At 48.6% G+C, this 3,869-nt stretch carries 3 protein-coding genes; 1 reads left to right on the top strand and 2 read right to left on the bottom strand.

What is annotated here, in order from left to right; translation table 11 throughout:
- The first annotated feature begins 281 nt into the window (after window positions 1–281).
- Window positions 282–1,862 (top strand): hypothetical protein, encoded by a 1,581-nt coding sequence (locus MSNKSG1_RS02340; protein ID WP_008937631.1) that lies wholly within the window; start codon window positions 282–284, stop codon window positions 1,860–1,862.
- A gap of 50 nt (window positions 1,863–1,912) precedes the next feature.
- On the opposite strand, the gene MSNKSG1_RS02335 is transcribed toward MSNKSG1_RS02340, so the two are convergent.
- Together MSNKSG1_RS02335 and MSNKSG1_RS02330 are read right to left on the bottom strand one after the other, a co-directional pair.
- Window positions 1,913–2,626, bottom strand: coding sequence for an Abi-alpha family protein (locus tag MSNKSG1_RS02335; RefSeq protein ID WP_008937630.1), 714 nt, complete (start codon window positions 2,624–2,626; stop codon window positions 1,913–1,915).
- Between the two features lie 534 nt (window positions 2,627–3,160).
- The gene (locus MSNKSG1_RS02330; RefSeq protein WP_008937629.1) at window positions 3,161–3,832 is read right to left on the bottom strand and encodes a metallophosphatase domain-containing protein; all 672 of its coding nucleotides are present in this window, start codon (window positions 3,830–3,832) and stop codon (window positions 3,161–3,163) included.
- Window positions 3,833–3,869: the final 37 nt, after the last annotated feature.

The raw sequence follows: 3,869 nt of genomic DNA, 5'->3' as shown, positions 1-3,869 counted from the left end.
TTACTCTTCAAACCATCGTTGATTAGAAACAATGATTCAGCGATTTCACGAAGTAACTCAGAACTCAAAGGAGATTAAGATGGCAAAATCAAAAGGTGGCTCTAAGAGTACAGGTGGACGGGGCCCATCCACCCACCCTGGTCCTGGAGGCAATTGGCCCGCAACAACGGGCAACCCTTCCGGCAAGGGACGAGGAAATGCCCGCAAAGGCAAATAAAACCAGTATTGGCGTATAAATTTGACCGGGCACCACGCAGTGCCCGGTATTTCAGGAGTTTTGGATGAGCACGGAATATGGATTCCCAGCCATCGGTGAGATAGCAAAAGAGCTTTTTTCCTGCGCAGGTTTTCTTCCGACCAAAAATGATTCTCTGGGGCTGATCCGGACGGAGACAGAAAAAAAGTCTATTCAGACTCGATTGAGGAGACTTGCTCAGGAGAGCAGTGAGCTGCGAAAGAATTTGGATCAACTCATGGAACTCTTTAAAGACCTCACACGGGCGACAACAGGCTCAGAAAGAGTTGCCAACGCAGTTCACGAATCGATTGTTGATGCGTTAGAACAATACCGTGACCTGGTTCGAAACCAAATCAGCCACCTCGGCAAACACGAAACCTTGCGCTTTCTCCTTCTTACATCGATCCCGGATAGAGTCATTCTGTCCTATCAGAAGAATGCATTGATTTTTAATGTTGCGGCAACAGGCTATCAATTCCCGAATGAACCAACCTGGTGGCTACCCTCATTTTCCGACGATGGAGTCCAATGGCCGCTCTCGAAGGCATTGAATTGGATCTACGAGACCATTGAAACGAGTCAGACGCGGTTTCACTTTCCTGACCATGGGCTCCGGGAAAACTATAGGCTCAAGCAGAATTATGAGAATGCGTGGCGTTGGACGTCGAATCTGAAATTCCCGTCTCTGACCGCACTATTGTCCAATCTGGACGAATCCTTGGAGGCCATGCGAGAAACCACTCACGACATTCATCAACGTGACGTTGGCCCGACTCTCAGGAGCAGTTTCAGGACTGTTTTGGCAATCGCACGATTCTCTACAGCGGCATTTCGTAAAATTGAGAAGGCCTACGGCAAGGACGTGCTTTTCGAGGTATCTGAAACTCTACGCAAACAAGACAGGCGTCTTCGAAGGAATCACTTATGGTTTGCAAAAAGGCTAAAACAGAAGCTCATTGCAAACAATGTCCGGACCCCCCAAGCAATTGACAACGCGTGGAGCCAGAAAACACAAGAATTCTGGAGAAACCGTTCAGGCAACCTCCTCGCAGGCGCGCAACAATTAGCCCACCTGCAACAAGCCGATGCGTTGCCTTCCGAGAAAATCCCAAGGTTTCGCATATATATCCGCCTACTTGGCATTCATGCTGCTCACTCTTCCATAGTGAATGATGCTCACGCCAGAGATATTTATCCTCCCGAGACCTTTCTTCATGCGCTTCAGGTTGGCTCGGAACTGAAGAACCGTGCTCAGGGACTCTCACAGATAGAAGAGTTAGAGAACGCGGTCAAAAGTAACGGCGATGATGCACTTTCGTGGATTGTAGAGTGGGCCAAAGCGACCCACTTCTACCGAGCGGAGCGATACTCCGAAGCAGCTGCACACTTCAAGAACGCCTTTGATCTGGGAAAGTACTCAGCGGGAGCACACCAGTACAAACTTGTTAATCAATACATTGAAATTTGTGCAAAAAATCGGAACTTCGAGGAATTTAAGAAAGGTATCGCTTGGGCAAAGTACCTCGGCTTTTCCACCCGGCTTTTGCGCGATCAGGAAGAAACGGAGGAGAACCTGAAAGCCGTCTATGATCAGCTCCAGATAGTGGTCTATCCAATCCTATGAGATCGAAAATTACCTGTTATGCGGACAGACAGTATTTCCAGGTTCACTTTTTAAGAACCACCATGCTCAGCCTCTCCATGGCTGGAGCACATACGCAGAAGCTCCTCTCCCAAGGCGGTTATCCTCACGTGGTTGGAATCCGAAACACCATCTACCGTCTGGGAGGTCGAGAGAACATTGAGCCTTTGCAAATTTCCTACAGCAATACGAACCTCCTTTTTTGGAGCAGGAATTTCTTTTTGAAAATCATCCAATCCGGCAGCTCTTTCAGGCAAGTAACCGAGGTAAAACCCTCGATCCAGGGCACTCAATCCATACAAAGAATTTTGAGAGGCTGCGCCTATTACCTTCAAAATCTGCACATCTAAAGACGTCATGTCCTCCAAAATGCTTATGAAGGCTCTTCTGAGTTGGATTTCAACGGTTTCATCTGCGGCGTTTGCCAGAACTGTCGCCCACAAATCCTGGAGATAATCATCTTCTTCGAGCGCCGCCGCCTCAACAAGTGGCATCGCGAACTGTAAAGGCAAGGCGCGGGTCGGACGATACAAGCCACGCTGAGCCAGCTTTGCGTTGGCTTTATCTATCAGCTTCAGCTGCCTTTCCCATCGTATGTAGCGCAACTTGTCATCTACGATACCCAGAGCAGTCGCCATGGGGACGCCGGCGATAGTCGCGATAAACTTCCCCATTTTTTCTGCCGCATGAATCGCAGTATTCGTTGTTTTCGCAACTTCCTGGACCGCCTTTGCCTCCTCAGACATCACATCAACCTTCTAATTTTTCAAGCCAAGCACATGAGAGGTGAAGTTCGTTCTTGATCTGAACAGGATCCTCCCCGTCCCACAGAACCGACCTATCATGACCTTCCGGCACTTGGTCTACAACCAGGAATGTCGCGAGCACACGGACCGTAAATCCCTTGACAAGGGGGCTGCAATCGATCAATTTAAAACCACTTGTATCCATGGGAGATTCAGAGATGGTTGGTCCAAGAGTCTACTAGCTTAAAGGGTTGAGCCTCTGCCCCTTTTTTCTGGGGGGCATCTTTACCTACTATCCATGGCCCGTATTTAAGACCAGAGTTGATCCGTCAAGGTCTGAGTGGTTTGCAATTGCTTCCCGGTGGATCTTGATCTTGGTGATATTGATCATCACCGCCACCGTACGTAATTTCGCATAGCCGACTCAACCTTCCCCGGCCCAGCTAAATCGCCTTCTAACACTCATTGAAACTTGCTCCATGACTCACATACCAAAGGAGCTAGAACCAGAGCAAAACAAAGTTCTGATCCACCTTAGGCAACCAAGTCGATAACAATTGGCTTTCTTATGGCCCGATATCGCTTGTCACAGATGCTTGCATTGGCGAACTTGACCCCATCCTTTGCGCGAACTCCATAGCCATAAGCTTCATGAATATGTCCAAAAATGTGAGCCTTCAAGTGTAAGGAATCGATCCTTTTAGCAAGATCTGCGCATCCAACACTCATACCGCAATCCGGTCCAACCACTTCATCAAAAATTCCTTCTGGCGGCCCGTGTGTTATTAGTACATCGGTTGTTTCCGGGATTTTTGCCCAATGCGACGCGATTTTCTCGCCTCTATCAACATTGAAAGCCCAGTCTCGAAATCGTGGAGTGTAGGGGCTCCCCCAAAACTCGATACCATCTATGGTTACCCCCGACTCCTCAAGATAAACCGCATTCGTGACGAGTGGTCTTGCTTTGTCGGGATATCTCTCGAAGCACCAGTCGTGGTTTCCAGCTATCAAAATTTTATGGGCATGAGGTAGCTCGCCAAGCCAGTAATTGAAATCGTCAAGCTCAAACAGCGTTCCTCTGCCGAGGCAGTCCCCAGCATGAACTAGCACATCGCCGTCGGGGATATCATCGATTTCTTCATGCATGCTGTGTGTGTCGGAAATACATACTATGCGCACTGGTTTTTTCTCCCACGGATCGACCATTCAGATGGTGATCAAATTATCACCAGCTCACTCCGCT

Origin of the sequence: Marinobacter santoriniensis NKSG1 (assembly GCF_000347775.1) — a bacterium.
In the GTDB taxonomy this organism is placed as follows: Bacteria; Pseudomonadota; Gammaproteobacteria; order Pseudomonadales; family Oleiphilaceae; genus Marinobacter; species Marinobacter santoriniensis.
This window is presented reverse-complemented; position numbering and strand designations above follow the sequence as displayed.